Raw genomic sequence first — 18,338 nt, forward strand, 5'->3', positions numbered from 1 at the left:
GGGCGAAAGACCGCTCGGATTCATTCTTTCCAAGCAATCCGCAGCTGGCAAGACCTGTTCCGCAAAGCAATCACGCCGGCCCCAGGGGAGCCGGCGTGACACGGGATATAGCGATCTGGAGAGGCCTTATTCGGCGGCCATCCGGTCCGGCTCTGGCGGGGTCCATCGCAGGACCGGCTTGCGCGCGGCCTGGGTCTCGTCGAGCCGGCGCATCGGGGCGAGATAGGGCGCGCCCTTGAGGCTTTCGTCGCCTGCCTTGGCCCGTTCCGCAATCGCGCCCAGCGCGTCGCAGAAGCGGTCCAGCTCGGCCTTGGACTCGGTCTCGGTCGGCTCGATCAGCATGGCCCCGTGGACGACCAGCGGGAAATACATGGTCATCGGGTGGTAGCCCTCGTCGATCAGCGCCTTGGAAATGTCGAGCGTGTCGATCCCTTCGGCGGTGAAGGCGTCCGAGAACAGCGCCTCGTGCATGCAATAGCCGTCAAAGGCGGCCGTCATCGTGGACTTGAGACGCGCCTGCACATAGTTGGCGTTGAGCACGGCATCCTCGGCGGCCTGTTTCAGGCCGTCGGCGCCGTGGCTCAGCATGTAGGCGAGCGCGCGGGTGAACATGCCCATCTGGCCATGGAAGGCACAGAGGCGGCCAAAGGCCTCCTCGCCCTCGCCTTCGGTCTCTTCCACCAGGCTGTAGATGTCCTCGTCCTTCACGACGAACGGTACCGGCGCATAATCGGCGAGCGCGTCCGACAGCACGGTCGGCCCGGCGCCGGGCCCGCCCCCGCCATGCGGCGTGGAGAAGGTCTTGTGCAGGTTGATGTGCATCGCGTCGATGCCGAGATCGCCCGGACGCACACGGCCCATGATGGCGTTGAAGTTGGCGCCGTCGCAATAGAAATAGCCGCCCGCCTCATGGATGAGGTCGGCAATCTCCATGATGTCGGTCTCGAACAGGCCGCACGTGTTCGGATTGGTGAGCATGATGCCGGCAATGTCGGAACTGTCTTCCAGCTTCGCCTTGAAGTCTTCCATGTTCACGCGGCCGCGTTCGTCGGCCTTGATCTCATCGACCTTGAAGCCGCACTGCACGGCTGTCGCCGGGTTCGTGCCGTGGGCAGACGCCGGGACGAGCACGCGGGTGCGCGTCTCGATTTCGCCGCGGGCGATCAGCGCCCGGCGGATCGCCATCATGCCGCAGAACTCGCCATGCGCGCCGGCCTTCGGGCTCATCGCGACGGCCGGCATGCCGGTCAGCGTCTTCAGCCAGGTGGCCAGCTGGTCGATCAGCTCCAGCGCGCCCTGAACGGTCGCCTGCGGCTGCAGCGGGTGAATGTCGGCAAAGCCCGGCATGCGCGCGACTTTCTCGTTCAGCCGCGGATTGTGCTTCATCGTGCACGAGCCGAGCGGGAAGAGGCCGAGATCGATGGCGTAGTTCTTCTGCGAGAGACGCACATAGTGGCGCATCGTCTCCGGCTCCGACAGGCCCGGCAGGTCTGTCGGGCGCTTGCGGGTGACGCTGCCGAGCCGGGACTTCGTCCCTTTCGGGTTGGGCAGGTCGACGCCGGTCTTGCCGGTGCTGCCGGTTTCGAAGATCAGGTCCTCGCGCTGCTGCAGCCCGCGGGATCCGGAAACGGTCTGAATCTCTGACATGGGGATCGCCTCGTCTGGCGTGGTGGAACGGCCCTGGGAATTCATGGTCATTTACAGCACCTCGTTCAGCGCGTCGGCATAGGCCTTGATGTCGTCCTCGGTCGTGCACTCGGTGGCGCACGTGATGATGACATTGTCCATGCCCTTGCCCGGGAGGATGCGGGAGGCGCGCACGCCACCGATCACGCCAAGCTCGTCGAGCTGGGCGAGGATGGCCTCGGCATTGCCCGGCACGCGGAAGGCAAACTCGTTGAAGAAACGCGGGGTGAGGATCTCGACCCCGTCGACCTCTTCCAGCGCATCGGCGAGCGCGCAGGCCGCCTCATGGTTGAGCTCGGCCAATTGCGTGAAGCCCTTGTCGCCGAGCAGCGTCATGTGCGCGGTGAAGGCGAGCGTGCAGAGCCCGGCATTGGTGCAGATGTTGGACGTCGCCTTGTCGCGGCGGATATGCTGCTCGCGCGTCGACAGCGTCAGCACGAAGCCGCGCTGGCCGTCGGCATCGACCGTTTCGCCGCACAGCCGGCCCGGCATGGAGCGGACATGTTTCTTCGTCGTCGCGAACAGGCCGACATAAGGCCCGCCAAAGTTCAGCGCATTGCCGATGGACTGGCCTTCGCCGACGGCGATGTCGGCGCCCATTTCACCGGGCGGCGTCACCAGGCCGAGCGAGACGGCTTCGGTGAAGACAGACACCATCAGCGCGCCATCGGCATGGGCGGCTTCGGAGACCGGCGAGAGATCTGTCACCGTGCCGAAGACGTTCGGGCTCTGGCCGATAACGCAGGCCGTCTTGTCGGTAACAGCGTCCTTGAGCGCCAGTTCGTCGTCCACGGCCGGCGGCAGCTGTACCACTTCGATGCCCTGGGCCTCGCAGACGGTGCGCGTGGCCGCGGCATAATGCGGATGCAGGCCGCCCGAGAGCACGACGCGGCGGCGCTTGGTGACGCGGCACGCCATGATGGCGGCCTCGGCGCAGGCCGTCGAGCCGTCATACATGGAGGCATTGGCGACATCCATCGCCGTCATCGCGGCCACCTGGCTCTGGAATTCGAACAGGGTCTGCAGGGTGCCCTGTGCGATTTCCGGCTGGTACGGCGTGTACGTCGTCAGGAATTCCGAGCGCTGGATGATGTGGTCGACGCTGGCGGGCACATGGTGCTTGTAAGCCCCGCAGCCGACGAAGAAGCGACCATCGGAAGCGACGCGGTTCTTGCCCGCAAGGGCCGCCATATGCCGCTCGACGGCCAGCTCGCCCTGATGGTCGGGCAAGCCCGCCACCTTGCCGCCCAGACGGACGGCTTCGGGCACGTCGGCATAGAAGGCATCGACCGAGTCCGCGCCGATCGTGGCCAGCATGGCTTTACGGTCTTCGGGCGTGAGCGGCAGATATCGCATCAGGCTTGTCCCTTGCAGAATTCGTAATAGGCATCCTTGTCCATCAGGCCCTTGGTCTCGGCGCCATCGGAGAATTTGATGACACAGAACCAGCCTTCGGTTTCAGGGTGCTCGTTGACCTTTTCCGGCGCGTCGGCGAGCTCGCCATTGGCGTCGATCACCTCGCCGGAGAGCGGCGCGTAGACGTCGGAAGCGGCTTTCACGCTTTCCACGACGGCCATCTCGTCGCCCTTCTTCACGGTCTTGCCGACCTCGGGTGTCTCGACAAAAACGACATCGCCGAGCTGGTCGGCGGCGTATTTCGTGATGCCCACCGTGGCGAGATCGCCGTGGACGGTCACCCACTCATGATCTTCGGTGTAGAAGGTGACTTGCTGGGTAAAATGTTGCGTCATCTGGCTGGTCCTCAACGTTTGTAATTGTGTTCGACAAAGGGGAGCGCGGCGACTTCACCGGCGCGCGGTTTCCCTCTCACCATAAGCTCGACAGGGGTGCCCGGTTCCGCGAGATCGGCGCGGACATAGCCCATGGCCACCGGGCCATCGACGCTCGGCCCGAAGCCGCCGGACGTGACGACGCCGACAGGCTCGCCCTTCACATGGATCTCGGTGCCTTCGCGGGCCGGGGCGCGTTCGAGCGGGCGGATGCCGACGCGCTTTTCCTTCGGCCCGTTGGAGAGGGCTTCGAGCACGATTTCCGCGCCCGGGAAGTCGGCGCGTTCGCGGCGCGATTTCTGGATCACCCATTGCAGGTCGGCCTCAACCGGATTGCGCGTCTCGTCCATGTCATGGCCATAGAGGCAGAGCCCGGCTTCCAGGCGCAAGCTGTCGCGCGCGCCGAGACCGATGGGTTTGACGCGCTCATCCTCGATCAGCTTGACCGCAAGACTGTGGCCGGCATCGGCCGGGATCATGATCTCGAAGCCGTCCTCACCGGTATAACCGCAGCGGCTGACGATGCATTCGCCCCCGTCCCAGGCGGCCAGCATGCAGCGCATGAATTTGAGATCCTCGCAGCCGGGAAAATAGCTTTCCAGCACCTCGGCCGCCTTCGGCCCCTGCAGCGCCATCAGCACGCCATTGTCGGCGCGCTGGAGCACCGCGCGGCCCTTCAGCTTTTCTTCGAAGAGCGCCCAGTCCTGCTCTTTCACCGCGCCGTTGACGACGATGTAGAGCCGGCCGTTCTGATGCTCGTCCGGCAGGCGGGTGATGATCAGGTCATCCAGGATGCCGGCATTCTCGTTCAGCAGCACCGACAGGCGCGCCTGGCCGGGCTTCAGCGTGGAGATGGCGCTCGGCACCAGTTCCTCGATCAGCGCGGCAATCTTGTCATGGGCTTCGGCCTTGTCGCTGACACCTTCGGCCAGCGTCAGGAAGCACGGGCCCATATGCGAGACATCGAACAGGCCGGCCTGTGTGCGCGTCCAGAGATGTTCGGGTTTCACGCCCTCGAACTGCACCGGCATGTCATAGCCGGCGAACGGGACCATTTTCGCACCCAGCGAAACATGGAGCCCGTGCAGCGGGGTCTTTTTGAGATCGTCTGTTATCTGGTCCGCCATGGCGCCTCTCGGGGATCAACGGCCACCAGCCCTCGCCTATCGAGGAAGTGACCGCCCCCGCTGTCTCGGCGCCTGAGAGATTCCGTCCTTCAACCTTGCCCGGTCATTGGGGCGTTGAAAGAACTTGCTCCTTCGGCGAGGCCTGCGATGCGAAACATGACCCGCATCTGCCTCTTTCCAGCGTTTTGTACTCTCTCCCGGTCCTTCTGCCTGAGCGTTTCCGGGGCGGTTGCGCCTTCGGCGGCGGGCGTTTGACGGCCCACTCTCTCCCGGGGAGATGCGTTACTGACACCATATCTATTTTGGAATCGCGCTTTCGGCAAGGCAAAGTCTTGATCCCGGCTGCGAGAGACCGGCTTTGCCCAAAGCCTATTCGGTCAGTGAAAGGTTTGTGAGCTGGCTCGCAATGGCCTTGTAGGCGGCATTGAGCTCGTCGCCATCCTCGGCCTCGAAATAGCGATCGGCGTCGCCGGCACAGGCCTTCAGCGTGTCCTGTGCACTCTTGGGTGCATCGAAAGCGACGGCATAGACGAGAATGTCGCTGCCGCGCATTTCCTCGCAGAGCTTCTTTGCCTGACTCGAACTGTCGCCGAGCGACCATACATAGGCCGTGTTGAACACCCCATCGGTCATCAGGACGACAGCCTTCTTGGTGTTCGGCGCGCCATAGGCGTGCGGGCGCGAAGCGGCCGGCCAGATATCGGCCCACTCCGGCGAAATGAGATACCAGGCCCAGGCGACGCCCAGATGACCGGCGGTGTTGCCACCGGCCGTCAACGTGTCGATCCCGGCCTTCAGCGCGGCGGCGTCCGAGGTGAGCGGCTCGATCGACGAGCTCGGGCACGACCAGGCATCAAGGCCGAGCCATGTACCAAGCCCCGGGGCGTCATCGCTCCAGGCCGCACTGCCCGCCCGTTCGGAAACGCAGGTCTTCGCCGGCATCCAGGAGGGCAGCTTCATGACCTTTTCGGCATACTCACCGGCATTGACCGAGGTCGCATAGGTGTTGAAGGCGACGCGGACGCGGTCACCGGTCGTGTCATTGATTAGCAGGTCGATGGCATCGCTGGCAGAGGTCTTGAGCGCATTCAATTTGCTGCCCTTCATCGAGCCGGAAACGTCCAGCATGAAGGCGACATCGAGCTCGGTGATCGCCGCACGCGCCATGGCATGGTCCTCGAAAGAGACCGCATCGCGTCCGATCAGCGACGCAAAGGTCGTCTCGACATCGCAGCCGGAGGCGACCTTCACGCGGCCCCCGTCCCGGTCGATGGTAACCGTCGGATCGGCGCAGTGCACATCGGTATTGGCGGTCAGCATGTCGGCGGCAAAGGCCGAGACTGCGACGGCCCGGATCTCCTCGTCACTGGCCGAGGCATTCTCGAGCGTCTTGGCGGCGGCCAGCGCGGCGGCATCGAGCGAAGCCTGGAGCCGTGTCTCGGCCGTCACCGTACGCTGCATGTCCAACGCGAACCCGGCCACCAGAAAGATCGCCACCGCCACAAGCGCGAAGATGGCAGCCGCGACGCCCTTTTCGTCGCGGCGGAAATCCCGAATGAAGTCCCACATCGATTTGCCCCGTCCCAAAACCGGCCACACAGCGGCCTTTCCCGGAACAAGAGCAAACCTTGTGCCAATTTCGCCTGATGCGCGAGTTTACCGGATTGCGAAGTCGAAGGGCTCGTTGCGGTTCTTGCCCTTGTTGGGGCCCATGAAGCCGAACAGGTGGCCGGCGACCTTGCGCATCTGGATCTCCTCGGAGCCTTCGGTGATCCGGTAGCGGCGGTGATGGCGGTAGATGTGCTCGAACGGCTTGTGGCGCGAATAGCCCATGCCGCCATGCACCTGCATCGCCCGGTCGGCCGCGTCGCAGCAGAGGCGGTTGGCGTAATAGTTACACATCGACACCTTGTCGGAGAGATAGATGGCGACATCCGGCTTCGACATCTGGTCGATCTGCCAGGCCGTCTTGAAGATCAGGAGGCGCAGCATCTCCGCCTGGGTCGCCAGTTCGACGAGCGGGAACTGGATGCCCTGATTGTGCGACAGCGCCTTGCCGAAGGGCCGGCGTTCATTGGCATAGTTGATCGCCTCGGTGATGCAGAACATCGCCGCCCCGCAGGAGCTTGCCGCCTGGCGGATGCGATTTTCGTGAACGAAGTGCTGGGCAAGCGCGAGGCCGCCTTCCGGCGGGCCGAAGACGGCATCTTCCGGCACCCAGAGATCCTTGATGCGAAACCGGCAATGGTCGGTCGGCATGTTGAAGGTCCACATATACTCGTCGATCTCGATGGCCGGGTCACGGGCCGGCACGATCAGGCATGTGATGCCCTTCGCGTCGCCATCCTCGCCGCTGGTGCGGCAGAACAGCATGATGTGGGAGGCGACGTGCATGCCGGTGATCCACATCTTCTCGCCATTGATCAGCCAGCCATCCCGGCCGTCTTTCTTGGCCCGCTGCGCGCGGGTTTCCATATGCGTGGCGTCGGAGCCGTGATTGGGCTCGGTCAGGCCGAAGCAGGCCTTGAACTCGCCCTTCAGCGCGGCCTCGGCGAGGTGTTTCTGGTCATCGCGGGCAAAGTCGCGCAGCATCAGGATCTGCGGGAAATTGCCGACAATGGAGTGCTCGTTCTGCAGGTCATTGTGCAGGCCGAGCCCCATGCGGGCGAAGTGTTCGCGGATGACAGCCATGCCGAGATTGGTGCCATCCTGGCCGCCGAATTCCTTCGGCAGCGCATAGCGAAGATGACCGGCCTCGTCGGCGAGCTTCTTGGCCTCGGTCAGCAGCTCTTCCCATTCCGGGCGCGGCATGCCGCCATTCTCGAAGTCGGTCCGCGCCCATTCGCGCCGATGGTCGAAGAAGCGGATATTGTCGTCCTTCTGCTCGAGCGGCTTGATCTTCTCTTCGATGAAATTGTCGAGCACGACCAGATAGTCGGCGATCTCCTTGGGGATGTTGAAATCCATGGGCGGCCTCCCTTTTTGTCCTTTGAGGATGCTGTCTTGTCCTTGCAGGCGAGGATACCGGGCAGCCGGAGCGCTTCAATCAGCGCCGTTGCGTCAAGCGGACAAAGTTTTTTCGCCCCGCGCCATCAGGCCGACGCCGGAAAAGCTATAGAAATTTTCTTAACACTGAACGATTGACAAATTATTCAGCACTCATAGAATGAGAGTGTGGCCAAAGACAAGATGAACACGCCACGCCAAAAGCCTGTAAGAGAAGGTTTCCTCCCATGTCCCGTTTCCTCCCCCTCATGGCGGCTGCCGCCGTCTTCACCCTGCCGGCCCTGGCCGGCACGAATTTCACCGCCAAGCTTGCCCAGCCCCAGGACTCCTCGGAGCGCATCATCGCCGCCAAGGCCCTGTGGGACTGCAATCAGGATACTTGCGTGGCGGAACTGAACCGCCGCACCGTCACGGTGCGGACCTGCAAGAAGGTCGCCTCGGAAGTTGGCGAGCTTGCTGGCTTCAGCAATGACAAGGAAAGCCTTTCGGCGGAAGACCTTGCCGAGTGCAACAAGTCAGCGAAACGATAAGTGAACTTTCGTCTCACTCTCTGAACACTCCGGCCGTTCTTCACTCATGAGAACGGCCTTTTTTCTTGGCAACCCGGTTTAGCGCAGGGTCGGGCCGCGCCGGCTACAGCCCGGATTCGACCGGCTCCCAGAGTTCGACCTTGCGCCCGTCCGGGTCCATGATCCAGGCGAACTTGCCATAGTCATAGGTTTCGCGCGGCTGGGTCTGCGCCACCCCGGCCGCTTCGATGCGGTTCAGGACCGCCTCCAGATCGTCGACCATGAGGTTGAACATGGTGTCGTGATTGGACGGCTTGAAATAGTCGCTCCCGGCCTGGAAGGGCGCAAACACGGTACGCGCGCCGGTCGGATAGGCACTGGCCGAGGCTTCATGCAGGAAGTCGAAGCCGCCATATTCATTCATCCCGACCCCCAGCACATCGCGATACCAGGCGGTCGTCGCGTCCGGGTCCTCGCACAGGAAGAAAATGCCACCGACACCAATGATATTGGACATGACGTCCTTTCCCCTCTCCAGTTGAAAAAAGAATGTGCGTCAAAAATCGGAAATGCGCCAGCCATCTTCGAAAGCGGATTGTCCAGACGGCCTCGGGCGAAGTGGAACCGGCCTGCCGAGGCAGGCGTTTGCTCAGTAACTGAGCAAGGATATCCCCGATGAAACCGAACGCCCTTTCCCACTTCCGCGCCCTCATCGCCGGTGCGGCCACCGCCACCCTCTTCGCCGCCCCCGCGCTCGCCCACCATGGCTGGTCCTGGACGACTGGAGAGAACATGGACGTGACCGGGACCGTCACGGAAGCCAGCCTCGGCAATCCTCATGGAGAACTGAAACTCGATGTCGATGGCGAGATCTGGACGATTGAAGTCGGTCAGCCCTGGCGCAATGACCGCGCCGGCCTGACGGACGAAGACTATGCCCCCGGCAGCGAGCTGCGCATTGTCGGCGAACCGTCCAGCCAGGAAGGCGAGCGCCTCCTGAAGGCAGAACGGGTCTTCATCGACGGCAAAGAGCATGCGCTCTATCCCGACCGCGACTGACACTCCGTCAGCGTGAACGCCCTTTTCGAACTCATCGCACAGACGCCGGTCGCAGATTACATGCGCGGCTCGCGCTGGGGATATGCCGCAGCCAGCACGGCACACGTTCTCGGCATCAGCCTGATCGTTGGCGCCATCGTCCCGCTCGACCTGAGACTGCTCGGCATGTGGAAACGGGCGCCGCTTGAGCCGCTCACACATGTGCTGCCGCAGGTTGCCATGGCCGGGCTGTGCCTTGCCGTGATCACCGGCTTTTTCCTGTTCTCGGTTCGCCCCGCCGAATACGCCGCCAATCCGGCCTTCCAGATCAAACTCTTTTTTGTGGCTCTGGGGACGGGCATCGCGCTTGGCGCTCAATGGGCCGGCATCCTTAAGCGTGAACAGGGCCCTGCGCGCACACTGCTCGGCGCGGCATCGCTCGGTTGCTGGGTAGCGGCCCTTATCTGTGGCCGCCTGATTGCGTTTACCGGGACCTGAAGGTCTCGTCCTTCATCAGGAAGATGTCGGTATCGTCCGGCTTTGCCCCTGCCGCGGTCAGCATGGCATGGACCTGGCCGCGATGATGCGTCTGATGGTTGAAGATATGCGTGACCAGCAGCCAGACCGGCTTTGACACTTCAGCCTGTGCGGCGCCTGAAAACCAGGTGAGATCAGAGGCGAGCGTTGTCTCGTCCAGGCTGTCGGCCCAGGTCAGGACGGTCTCGTCCATCGCCTGGCGGGCCGCCTTCATCCCGGTCCAGTCGGCATGGAAGGCCGGCGAGTCCGCAATACCCACATCCGGTGCCTCGCAGGCGCCGAAGCGCGACAGCCAGATCTGGTCGGCCCAGAGAATGTGCGACAGCGTCTCGTGAATGGAGCGGAAGAAGCCGCCCCGGTCCTTGCGCCGCCCGGCATCGGACAGGGTATCGGCAGCCTCGTAGAGACTGGTGTTCTGCCAGCGATTATAGCGCGCCATGAGACGCGGATGCTCGACCCCGATCATGGAAAATCCCCTCGATAGACCGGCCCCGAATTTAAGAGACCGAGGACCGCTCCGCCAGCCCCTCAACCGCCGGCATGGCGCTTGTCGAGGTGTTTCTGGAGGAGCTGGGCATTCTTCAGATTGGCGCGGAAGCCGAAGTCGAACAGGTCGCCCACCAGCGGGATGGCGCCGAGGATCGTGTCGATCAGCAGATTGGACAGCATCCGCAGAATGAGAAAGCCCGACGCCCCCTCCTGGCGCGCCCGTTTGACGATATAGAGCCCAAGCCCGCCCGAGATGGCGTCACCGATGCCGGGGATAAGCCCGATCAGGCCATCCAGCCCGAAGCGCATCTGCGTGCCGGGCACGCGAAACTGCGAGTCCAGCAGCCGGGCCAGCTTGTCGATGTCGGTCGTCTCTCGTTCAGTCTCATGCGTCTGTTTCATCTGAAGAAATAGCTCCTGTGGCGGCGGCAGGTTCCACCCACATTCTGCAGCACAAAACGCCGCATGATAGGGGCTGGCCTATTTTCCCTGCCGCCGCTAGGTTGCCGCGCAACATAACCAAGGCTCATCCCGGAGGAGACCAGACATGAGAGAAGCTGTCATTGTTTCAACCGCGCGTACCGCGCTGACCAAAGCCGGCCGCGGCGCCCTCAACGATACCCATGGCATCACCATGTCGGGCCACGCCATCAAGGGCGCCATAGACCGCGCGGGCATCGATCCGAAAGAGGTCGAGGACGTCTTCCTGGGCTCGGCCCAGCCGGAAGGTGCGACCGGCCACAACGTCGCGCGCAACGCCGCTCTCTGGGCCGGCTGCCCTTCCTCGACGGCTGGCGCCACGATCAACCGCTTCTGTTCCTCCGGCCTGCAGGCCATCGCGAACGCGGCCCATACCGTCATCAATGAAGGTGCGACGATGGCCATCGGCGGGGGTGTGGAGAGCCTGTCGCTCGTCTCACGCTCGGGCCACATGAACACCTACCGCTACACCGAAGACAAGCTGATGTCGGAATGGCCGGCGATCTGGATGACCATGATCGAAACCGCCGAGATCGTCGCCGACCGGTATGGCGTTTCCCGCGAAGCCCAGGACATGTACTCCGCCGAGAGCCAGCGCCGCACCGCCGCCTTCCAGGAATCGGGCAAGATGGCCGAGGAAATCGTGCCGCTGAACACCCGCATGAAGCTGGTGAACAAGGAAACCGGCGAAGAGACCTTCCAGGACGTCGTCGCCGACCGGGATGACTGCAACCGTCCGGGCACGACCTATGAGACGCTGGCCGGCCTGAAGCCGGTCTTCTCCGGCGGCATGGTCGTCAAGGAAGGCAAGTATGTCACCGCCGGCAACGCCTCGCAGCTGTCGGATGGCGCTGCCGCCGTCGTCGTCATGGAAGCCGCCGAGGCCAAGAAGCGCAATCTCGAGCCGCTCGGCCGGTTCGTCGGCTTCAACGTCGCCGGCTGCGACCCGGACGAGATGGGCATCGGCCCGGTCTTCGCCGTGCCGCGCCTGCTGGAGCGTCATGGCCTGAAGGTCGACGATATCGACCTGTGGGAGCTCAACGAAGCCTTCGCCAGCCAGTGCCTCTATTCGCGTGACCGTCTCGGCATCGATCCGGAAAAGTACAACGTCAATGGCGGCTCGATCTCCATCGGCCACCCCTTCGGCATGACCGGCGCGCGCTGCACCGGCTCCATCCTGCTCGAAGGCCGCCGGCGCGGCGCCAAATGGGGCGTCGTGACCATGTGTGTCGGCGGCGGCATGGGCGCGGCCGGTCTATTTGAGATTTACAGCTAGGTCATGTAGGCTTTCGGGTCAGCACCCGCTCACCGGAGACCTTCATGAAACAGTTGGCCTTTCTCACCGGCGTCATGGCGCTCGGCCTCATTACTGGTGGCTGCACCAATGGGGCCAGCCAGCGTGCATCCCTGTCAAACGGGGCGCAGATCGTGCACGTCACGCCTGAAATCCGGGCAGATCTCAAACAACAGGGGCTCGACCCCGATGAAGAGGTTTGCAAACGCGAGGATCAGATCGGATCAACGATTCCGAAGCGGATCTGCGCCACCCGCGCCATGTGGGCGGCGAGGACAAGTGCAAGCCAGGGCTACACGTCTGACATCCAGCGTGATGCCCTGCGCACCCGCGACCCGAATGCAGGCACCTGAGCCGTCTTTTTTCTTCACTGGAGACACTTGAATGAAAGTATCCTTCTTCGCTGCCGGCCTGGCCGGTCTCGGCCTGATCGCAGCGGGCTGCACCAATGGGCAGTCCGGCCAGAGGGCCACCCTGTCCAACGGCGCCCAGGTCGTGCAGGTCACACCTCAAATCCGGGCTGACCTCAAGGCGCAGGGGCTCGACCCCGATGAAGAGGTCTGCCGGCGCGAAGACCAGATCGGCTCGACCATCCCGAAACGCGTCTGCGCCACCCGCGCCATGTGGGCGGCGAGGACAAGTGCGAGCCAGGGCTATACGTCCGACATCCAGCGCGATGCCCTTCGCACGCGCGCGCCTGGCAGCTAAGGGCTGTTACCTCAGCTAATCAGACAGTTAAGCCCCGGCCCATGCGCCGGGGCTTTTTTCATGGAAACAGGCTCCTAGTTTTTCTGATGACAGAGAAAAAACAGAGCCTTATTCCATGATCCGCACCCTGATTGCCACATCCGCCCTCGCGCTGATCACCGCCTGCGGCGGCGGCGACACGACCAATACCGAGAAGGCGACAGGCTTCATCACGCCGGAAACCCCTGTGCCGGCCTCCGCCGAAACCGAGCCGGGCGACGTCCCCCGCGACGATTATGGCCGGCCCTTCACCTATGAATATCTCGGCAAGCCGATCCCGGACTTTTCCGGCACCATGGTGGCCGGGCCGCTCTTTTCCACGCAGGAACTCAAAAACCAGTGGACGGTGATCGAGGTCTGGGGCCTGTGGTGCAGCGACTGCATGGCCGATGCGCCCTATGTCGCCGCGCTGGCGAGTGCGATCGCGCAGGATCCGGACCTGGCTTTCCTCTCCATCCACACCCCGCCAAGCGCCAAGCGCGTCGACGAGGCCTATGGCCGCTATGGCTCGGTCGAGGCCTATTTCGAGGAGAAGGGCTATAGCTTCCCCACCCTGCTCGATCCGGATGCCTCGATCCGCAAGACGCTCTCCATCCGGTGGACGCCAAGCTATCTCATCGTCGCGCCCGACCGGACGGTCCAGGGCTTCCGCTCGGAACTGTCGGCCGCCGAGAATGGCGAACCGGTCAAGGATTTCCTGAAGGACATTGCCGAGGTGAAGCGCGAATATAACGCCGCGCAGGACGAAGCCCCGGAAGAGGACAACACCTAGCGATCCGGCGCCGCCCGCGACGGCGGGTGCGGGGATTTGAGTGGCTGTGTCAGCAGCGCCAGCGGCGCCTGATCCTTCGCCGTGCGCCAGTCGGCCTGGCCGATCTCCATCCTCTCATGGCCAGCCGCCGGCTGCGCCTTGTAAAGGCGGAACAGCCGGTCCCAGACCGACAGGCAGAAACCGAAATTGCGATTGGATTCAACGTGGTCGGTCGAATGATGCACGCGGTGCATGTCCGGCGTGACGACGAGCAGGCGCAGGACGCGGTCGACCGGCTGCGGCAGCGCCCAGTTGGCATGGTTGAACTGCGCGAAGGCATTGAGCGCGATTTCAAAGGTGAACGCCGCCCAGGCCGGAATGCCGAAGGCGATCACGACCCCCGCCTTCCAGACAAGCGAGACGAGAATCTCGGCCGGGTGAAACCGGAGCGCGGTCACCACATCGATATGCGGGTCGGCATGGTGAACCCGGTGCATCCGCCACAGCACCGGCACGGCATGCATGGCGAGATGCTGGGCCCAGACAGCGAGGTCCATCAGCGCCAGCGAGACCAGACCGACCAGCCAGACCGGCGCGTCCACGAGGTTGAACAGGCCGATCCCCTGCCCGTCTGCCCATAGCGCTAGGCCTGCCAGTCCGGCGGGCACCGCGAGACGCCCCAGCACGGCGCCGGTGATGAAAAGCACGCCCGCGCCCGGCCAGCGCTGCAATCGTGACAGGCCGGGCCGGCGGCGCGGAAACAGGATTTCCATCACGACAAGCGTCGCAAACACGCCAAGAAAGACGCTCATCCGTATGATCAGGTCGGGACTCACAGGGTTTTGTCTTTTCCTTTCCTGCACTTATCTGGGGTGGCGCGGCAGCCTTCAAAGGCCGCCTAACGACACTGTGCCTGCGCAAAGAAAATTCAGCCCTTGCCACAGGCCTGCCCGGATTGTGTGTTGTGACCACAATTTCACATTTCTCACCGCCTCGACACTTTGATCATTCGCGTCTGAGGCGTTAGACGAAAAGCCGGACCTGTAACCGAAAAAAGAGACTGGATCTGCCAGATGCTTCATCCATCCACTCAAAAGCTGATTGATCGCCTCGCCGCCATGACGGCGCAGAAGAAGATCGACTGGATCGAGAAGGATAATGGGGATGTCCTTTATTCGACGGAAGGCTATGCCGTCCGCCTGACGCCCGAACCGCCGCATATCCTGCTGTCGACGGAAGCCGGCAAGGCGCTCGAGGATGCCAGCGCCACCGTGCTGAACGCGACGCCGCATGCCGAAGGCGGCACTTATGGCGATCTCGTCGCGGCGATTGCCCGCGATGCCTGCCGCGAGGCGCGCGGCACGGAAGCCGCGATCAACACGCTGCTGGCCGGTCTCTCGGATGATGCCGCTGAGCCCAAGACCGCCGAGCCTGAAGTGGCGGAAGAAGACACCGCCGAAGCGGCGGCTGCCGAAAGCGAGTCCGACACCGAGGTAACGGAAGCTGAAGCCGAAGCGAGCGAAACCGACGCGGAGACGAGCGAGCCTGTCGAAGCCGAGGCCGAAGCCGAAACGCAGGCTGAGCCGGTTGAAGAGGGTGAAGCCGACGAGACGGTTCTGCCGGTCACCGGGGCGGCCCCGGACGAGATTGAGGATGCCGGCGATGACACCACCGCCCTGCAGCCGGAAGAGATCGAAGCCGTCGAGCCCGAGAGCACGGACGACACGCTTGAAACGACGGATTCCGATGAGGACCTCGTCGATGTAAGCGTGCCCGAAACGGCGCTGGTCGAACCGGAAGAAGACGAAGAGACGGCTTTCGCCGCCGCTGACGAAGCTTCTGAAGACGACGACGAGACCGCCAGCGACACAACGCCCGTCTCCATGGCCTATGAGACCGAGGAAGACGATGACGACGCCGAAGATGTCGGCGGCGCGGTGGCCCGTCTCGCCGACGAGGTAAACGGCACCGACATCCAGGCCGCCACGGTGGCGCCGGCGGAAACGCCCGCCGAGGAACCGGCTGCCGAGGCCGAGCAGGATGACGCGCCGGCCGCGGCAGAGGCGGAAGCCGAAACCATGCCGGCCTTTGAGGCCGAAACGGACACGGAAGAGACAGAAGACGCCGCCGAGGCGAGCGCAAGCGAAGCGGATGAGGCCCCGTCGCTCAACCCGTCCTATGCTGTGCCGCCCATGTCCTACACACCGTTTGGTGCCGAGGCGCCGAACGAGCTCGCCCCGGAAGCGGCCGCTCCGGCCGTGGATGAGGCCGAAGCGGAAGCCGAGATCGAAGCGGCCACGCCGGACTTCGAAACGCCCGTCGAAGCCGCCAGCGAAGAGCCGGTGGACACACCGGTCGAAGCCACGAGCGAGGAAGAGACCGCGTCCGCAAGCGACGCCGGCGAGCTGAACGAACCGGCCCCGGACGTTCCGGCTGAAGACACCCAGACCTACAGCCCGGCGCCCTCATGGAGCACGCTCGGCACCGAGACCGAAACGCCAGAGGCCGCCCCCGCGCCGGAGACGACACCCAGCGAGCCTCCGCTCGCCCCGGTTGAGGCAGCCGCCGCCGAGGAACCGGCGGAGACCGAAGAGCCTCGCGAAGAAACGCCGGTTACGGCTGAAGCCGAAACCAAAGCCGACAATGTCGTGCGCTATGTGCCCTTCGGCGCGGCCGGTCTCGAAGCCGTTGGCGCCGAAGCCTCCGAGGACGCCCCGGCCGACGCGGAAGTCGACTCCGAGATCGGAGCGGCGGCGACCATGATGTCGATGCCCTCCTCGCCGGAGCCGGAAGCGGACACGGAACAAGGCATTGAGACGGACACAGAGTTCGCCATGGACGACCTGCCCGGCGAGACGGTCCTTTCCGATCCCCAAGCCGAGCCGACGACAGAGTTTACGCCGAGCTTTGCTGAACCCACGCAGGCCGCCGAAGAGCCGTCCACCACGGGCTTCGAACCGGCGGCCCCGGACGAAACGCCCGCCTTTGCGCAGGCGCCGGAAGTGAGCCATGAGCCGGCCGTGGCGGAAAACCCCGAGCCGGTCCAGGCCGAGGACACCCCGGTTGAGGAAACCGTTGCGTCCGCCAGCCTGGTTGAAGAGACCCCGGCGGCGGTCACGCCTGAAGATGAGACGCCGCTCACCTATGAAGAGACACCAGCGGCGGCTGCGGCTAGCACGGAAGAGGCACCGGCCCCCGAAGCGCCTGACGCCCCGGCGGCAGAGGCCCCGGTCGAACCGGCCTTCTCCACGCCCACGCCGGACGCCCCGACGGCTGAGCCGGAACCGGCCCAGCCGCGCACGCTCTCGCTCAGCGGGCTCAGCGCCGGGCTCGGCTTCGGTGCCACCGCGACAGGCTTCACGCCAAGCTCACCCAAGCCGGCCGGCACGCAGCAACCGTCGGAAGCCGTCACGCCGGGCCCTGTCCTCATCGATGCGACCGAAGACTATCCCACCGATTATGGCGAGGACTCCTCGAGCGACATTCCGGATGTGACCAATCTCGACAATCAGCCCGGCAGCGATGACAGCTATGTCGAGGCCAGCGTTTCCGATGAGGATCTCGATGCGGTCTCGCCGCAGGAAGCGCCGAAAGAGCCCGAGCACGCTCTCTCCCATGTCGACAATGACAATCGCGAGGAAGAGCAGACAGCCGAGCAGGACCAGGCCCCGGCCCGTCCGAAGACGCGCTTCAACCCCTGGACCTGATCGGCAGGGATGGCTGGCTCTGGCGGGATCTATCCGGGCGGCTGTCTCTGCGGCGCCGTCCGGTTCCGCGCGACCGGCCCCTGGGAGTCGCCCCACTGGTGTCATTGCGAGACCTGCCGGAAGGCCACCGGCGCGCCGGCGGCCGCTTTCGTGAACTTTCCCGTCGAAGGGTTTGAATGGGAACAAGGGGAACCCGCCTGGTATGAATCCTCGCCCGGCATCGAGCGCGGCTTCTGTTCGGTCTGCGGCACCTCGCTCTGCACATTCGAGCCCGGCGACGCGCTGATCAGCCTGCTGATCGGCTGCCTCGATGAACCGGAACGGATCGCACCAACCTACCAGATCTGGATGCGCCGGCGCCTCTCCTGGCTGGACGATCTCAACGACCTGCCCGGACGGCCCTAGCCGGCCGAAGCGCCGATGACGCGCACCTGCACGCTCGCCTCGCGGCCCGCCGGGTCGACCGCGCTCACCTCATAGAAGCCGGACCGGTCCGGGGCCCAGACGGGCGCGCCGGAATCGTCGGTCGGGCACGGCTCTCCGTCGATATACCAGCGCAGCGGGCCTTCGCCGCGCCCGGCCAGCACGAAGGGCCGGGCCGGCTTGCCATTGATCTCACCCGACCAGAGTTCGGCCTCTTTCGGCGGAAACAGGATCTGCGGTCGCTCCCCGCCGCGTTCGAAGCGGGCAAGCGCGCCTTTCGCCTCTGCGGCCCGGTCACTCATCAGCCGCGTCTTCGCTCCGCCATTGCCGCCGAGATGATAGGCCGCCCGGTCGGCGGCTTCGAACAGGATGGGCAGCGCCGTGGTGCGCCCGGTCGCGCCCGGACGCGGCGCGCCATCCGCGCGGCCGACCCAGACGACAATCGCATGATCGCCCGACACGCCGGCGGCCCAGGCATCGCGGAAGCCATAGGAGGTGCCGGTCTTGAAGGCGATCTGCGGTGCATTCGCCGTCAGCCGCCCCGGCATGCGGCCCGGCGGCGTCGGCGCATTCTTGAGGATCCGCAGGATCTTGTGCGCGCTGTCCGGGCTCATCAGGCGGTAGCCCTTGGCCTCGTGCATCGCCGGTTCCTTGTCGGCATCCCAGACGAGAGGCTTGGCATGACCATCATCGCCGAGCGCGGCATAGATCACGACCAGCTCGCGCGCCGTCAGCCCGGCCCCGCCCAGCGCCA

At 64.4% G+C, this 18,338-nt stretch carries 19 protein-coding genes, 1 pseudogene and 1 riboswitch; of the genes and pseudogenes, 9 read left to right on the forward strand and 11 right to left on the reverse strand.

The window, feature by feature from the left end:
* Positions 1 to 126 precede the first annotated feature (126 nt).
* The 6 genes from gcvPB to B8784_RS00665 form a co-directional block, all read right to left on the reverse strand.
* On the reverse strand, positions 127 to 1,698 hold the full coding sequence (gene gcvPB / locus B8784_RS00640; protein WP_084395700.1) for an aminomethyl-transferring glycine dehydrogenase subunit GcvPB: 1,572 nt from the start codon (positions 1,696 to 1,698) through the stop codon (positions 127 to 129).
* Complete coding sequence (gene gcvPA, locus B8784_RS00645; protein WP_084395701.1) at positions 1,699 to 3,042, reverse strand: aminomethyl-transferring glycine dehydrogenase subunit GcvPA; 1,344 nt, start codon at positions 3,040 to 3,042, stop codon at positions 1,699 to 1,701.
* Positions 3,042 to 3,437 carry a glycine cleavage system protein GcvH gene (gcvH, locus tag B8784_RS00650; protein ID WP_084395702.1) on the reverse strand — a complete coding sequence of 132 codons (396 nt, stop codon included), beginning with the start codon at positions 3,435 to 3,437 and terminating at the stop codon, positions 3,042 to 3,044. Before gcvH ends, gcvPA begins: the two co-directional genes overlap by 1 nt.
* 11 nt (positions 3,438 to 3,448) lie before the next feature.
* Complete coding sequence (gene gcvT, locus B8784_RS00655; protein WP_084395703.1) at positions 3,449 to 4,603, reverse strand: glycine cleavage system aminomethyltransferase GcvT; 1,155 nt, start codon at positions 4,601 to 4,603, stop codon at positions 3,449 to 3,451.
* A gap of 188 nt (positions 4,604 to 4,791) precedes the next feature.
* A riboswitch (glycine riboswitch) is annotated at positions 4,792 to 4,886 on the reverse strand.
* A gap of 86 nt (positions 4,887 to 4,972) precedes the next feature.
* On the reverse strand, positions 4,973 to 6,172 hold the full coding sequence (locus B8784_RS00660) for a vWA domain-containing protein (RefSeq protein WP_084395704.1): 1,200 nt from the start codon (positions 6,170 to 6,172) through the stop codon (positions 4,973 to 4,975).
* An 87-nt stretch (positions 6,173 to 6,259) separates the two neighbouring features.
* Positions 6,260 to 7,570: an acyl-CoA dehydrogenase family protein gene (locus B8784_RS00665; RefSeq protein ID WP_084395705.1), complete on the reverse strand. Its 1,311-nt coding sequence runs from the start codon at positions 7,568 to 7,570 to the stop codon at positions 6,260 to 6,262.
* A gap of 266 nt (positions 7,571 to 7,836) precedes the next feature.
* Here B8784_RS00665 and B8784_RS00670 point away from each other — a divergent pair, with 266 nt between their 5' ends.
* Positions 7,837 to 8,139 (forward strand): CC_3452 family protein, encoded by a 303-nt coding sequence (locus B8784_RS00670; protein WP_143435223.1) that lies wholly within the window; start codon positions 7,837 to 7,839, stop codon positions 8,137 to 8,139.
* Between the two features lie 103 nt (positions 8,140 to 8,242).
* Here B8784_RS00670 and B8784_RS00675 read toward each other — a convergent pair whose 3' ends face one another.
* A complete protein-coding gene (locus tag B8784_RS00675) occupies positions 8,243 to 8,635 on the reverse strand; it encodes a VOC family protein (protein WP_084395707.1) in 393 nt (130 codons plus the stop codon).
* A 158-nt stretch (positions 8,636 to 8,793) separates the two neighbouring features.
* On the opposite strand from B8784_RS00675, the gene B8784_RS00680 reads away from it, so the two are divergent.
* Both B8784_RS00680 and B8784_RS00685 read left to right on the forward strand, forming a co-directional pair.
* On the forward strand, positions 8,794 to 9,177 hold the full coding sequence (locus tag B8784_RS00680; RefSeq protein WP_084395708.1) for a DUF6152 family protein: 384 nt from the start codon (positions 8,794 to 8,796) through the stop codon (positions 9,175 to 9,177).
* A 12-nt stretch (positions 9,178 to 9,189) separates the two neighbouring features.
* The gene (locus B8784_RS00685; protein WP_084395709.1) at positions 9,190 to 9,654 is read left to right on the forward strand and encodes a hypothetical protein; all 465 of its coding nucleotides are present in this window, start codon (positions 9,190 to 9,192) and stop codon (positions 9,652 to 9,654) included.
* On the opposite strand, the gene B8784_RS00690 is transcribed toward B8784_RS00685, so the two are convergent.
* Together B8784_RS00690 and B8784_RS00695 are read right to left on the reverse strand one after the other, a co-directional pair.
* Entirely contained in the window at positions 9,641 to 10,159 is a 519-nt protein-coding gene (locus B8784_RS00690; protein ID WP_084395710.1) for a DinB family protein, read from the reverse strand. The genes B8784_RS00685 and B8784_RS00690 overlap by 14 nt on opposite strands.
* 62 nt (positions 10,160 to 10,221) lie before the next feature.
* On the reverse strand, positions 10,222 to 10,584 hold the full coding sequence (locus tag B8784_RS00695) for a DUF4112 domain-containing protein (protein ID WP_084395711.1): 363 nt from the start codon (positions 10,582 to 10,584) through the stop codon (positions 10,222 to 10,224).
* A gap of 145 nt (positions 10,585 to 10,729) precedes the next feature.
* Between B8784_RS00695 and B8784_RS00700 the strand changes: the two genes are divergently transcribed.
* From B8784_RS00700 to B8784_RS00715, 4 genes are all read left to right on the forward strand, one after another.
* A complete protein-coding gene (locus B8784_RS00700) occupies positions 10,730 to 11,938 on the forward strand; it encodes an acetyl-CoA C-acyltransferase (protein WP_084395712.1) in 1,209 nt (402 codons plus the stop codon).
* A 44-nt stretch (positions 11,939 to 11,982) separates the two neighbouring features.
* Entirely contained in the window at positions 11,983 to 12,309 is a 327-nt protein-coding gene (locus tag B8784_RS00705; RefSeq protein WP_084395713.1) for a hypothetical protein, read from the forward strand.
* A gap of 31 nt (positions 12,310 to 12,340) precedes the next feature.
* Positions 12,341 to 12,664, forward strand: coding sequence for a hypothetical protein (locus B8784_RS21800; RefSeq protein WP_084395714.1), 324 nt, complete (start codon positions 12,341 to 12,343; stop codon positions 12,662 to 12,664).
* 115 nt (positions 12,665 to 12,779) lie between these two features.
* Entirely contained in the window at positions 12,780 to 13,475 is a 696-nt protein-coding gene (locus B8784_RS00715; RefSeq protein WP_084395715.1) for a TlpA family protein disulfide reductase, read from the forward strand.
* Here B8784_RS00715 and B8784_RS00720 read toward each other — a convergent pair.
* On the reverse strand, positions 13,472 to 14,266 hold the full coding sequence (locus tag B8784_RS00720) for a sterol desaturase family protein (RefSeq protein WP_233355908.1): 795 nt from the start codon (positions 14,264 to 14,266) through the stop codon (positions 13,472 to 13,474). The genes B8784_RS00715 and B8784_RS00720 overlap by 4 nt on opposite strands.
* Positions 14,267 to 14,527: 261 nt before the next feature.
* Here B8784_RS00720 and B8784_RS00725 point away from each other — a divergent pair, with 261 nt between their 5' ends.
* Both B8784_RS00725 and B8784_RS00730 read left to right on the forward strand, forming a co-directional pair.
* The gene (locus tag B8784_RS00725) at positions 14,528 to 17,161 is read left to right on the forward strand and encodes a hypothetical protein (protein ID WP_084395717.1); all 2,634 of its coding nucleotides are present in this window, start codon (positions 14,528 to 14,530) and stop codon (positions 17,159 to 17,161) included.
* A gap of 9 nt (positions 17,162 to 17,170) precedes the next feature.
* Positions 17,171 to 17,566, forward strand: a complete 396-nt coding sequence (locus tag B8784_RS00730; protein ID WP_084395718.1) for a GFA family protein — start codon at positions 17,171 to 17,173, stop codon at positions 17,564 to 17,566.
* Here the strand turns inward: B8784_RS00730 and B8784_RS00735 are convergent.
* A pseudogene (locus B8784_RS00735) lies at positions 17,563 to 18,338 on the reverse strand (penicillin-binding protein 1C); the annotation flags it as partial. The gene B8784_RS00730 and the pseudogene B8784_RS00735 overlap by 4 nt on opposite strands.

It is taken from the genome of Henriciella aquimarina (genome assembly GCF_002088975.1).
Taxonomy (GTDB): Bacteria; Pseudomonadota; Alphaproteobacteria; order Caulobacterales; family Hyphomonadaceae; genus Henriciella; species Henriciella aquimarina.